Here is a 1092-nt window from a genome sequence, read left to right as displayed (position 1 = left end):
TCGGTTTGGGAAGTAGCGCGACAAAGGACGTCGGAACGACTGCCGGGAACATCATGCAAGTGGGAGCATTTGGGCTTGGAACTATCAACGGAGACGGCCCACTGTTGGACGCTATGGACGCATTTACACCGACCTGTTTCTCCTCCCATCAAAATGACGGACAGACCCAACTGGGGTTGACTGCAAATACCGGCATTACGTCTATAGTCGTCAATCGGGGCAGCCGACCAACCCGTATTCATCAGGCCTACATTCTACGGCGGACGTGGTTTTCGTATTACGGTGGCTCGTCCTGGTCATATCAGGAGGCTTACACCACGGGTAATACCACAAAGTCCAGCGATGGCACACTAAAGGCAGCGTCTCCTGTTGCCCGTATCGTAGCGAGCCAGGAAGCGTGCCAGCGCGCCGATATAGAGGAAGATGGTTTCTCATGGTGTGGCTGTGGAACGGCGAACTCTGAGGCGGAGGGAATAACTCTTTTTCGTCTCGACGTCGGTGTTTACGTGCTCGCCGGTTCGACAGGCCTGGCATCAGAAGGCTGGCAGTTGCTGCCGCCAATGGACCCGGGCGGCATGGGAGAGCTGGGGGTGGTTGAGGCAGAGCAAACCGACAATGGCGAGCTAATAATCCGACTGTTTAAGCGCAAATTCATGCTGAGCGATGACGGAGAGATGATCAAAACGAAAGGAGAGCTGATAGATGTCCCGGCGAACAGCTGGATCGATGTTCGCCTAGATATGCCCGCAGATTCACTTTTTAACCAGCGAATGAGCCAGGAGCGGGAGGCTTAGCGTCTCCCTCTAATGCGCTTACGCGGATTGCCAGCGCTTTGATTGCCGCCAGCGCATCGAGCACCAGAGGATTGAGGTCAAGTGTCATTTTTCCCGACTCCTCAGCCGAGTGAACATATTGCGGATCTATCTTTTCCAACTCCTGAGCAATAACGCCGCGCCGAATGGCTTTCTCTTCATCAGCAAGGTAGTAGAAGGTCTTGAAATCCATTGCCTCGATGTTTGACAGCGATTCGTTTAGATCCAGATCCCCGGTCACTTTCTTAAAGTTAATGTCCGATGTTCCTGCTGACTGAAA

The 1092-nt window shown here is 53.4% G+C and carries 1 protein-coding gene and 1 pseudogene; one reads left to right on the top strand and one right to left on the bottom strand.

Annotated features, from left to right (window positions below):
• Window positions 1-794, top strand: a pseudogene (locus ACOTXL_RS23775) (phage tail protein); the annotation flags it as partial.
• On the opposite strand, the gene ACOTXL_RS23770 reads toward ACOTXL_RS23775, so the two are convergent.
• Window positions 760-1092, bottom strand: a 333-nt coding sequence (locus ACOTXL_RS23770) for a tail fiber domain-containing protein (protein WP_421625860.1), incomplete at its 5' end; no start/stop codon positions are given. The pseudogene ACOTXL_RS23775 and the gene ACOTXL_RS23770 sit on opposite strands and share 35 nt — an antisense overlap.

Source organism: Enterobacter cloacae complex sp. IR5402 (assembly GCF_049238125.1).
In the GTDB taxonomy this organism is placed as follows: Bacteria; Pseudomonadota; Gammaproteobacteria; order Enterobacterales; family Enterobacteriaceae; genus Enterobacter; species Enterobacter hormaechei_C.
This window is presented reverse-complemented; position numbering and strand designations above follow the sequence as displayed.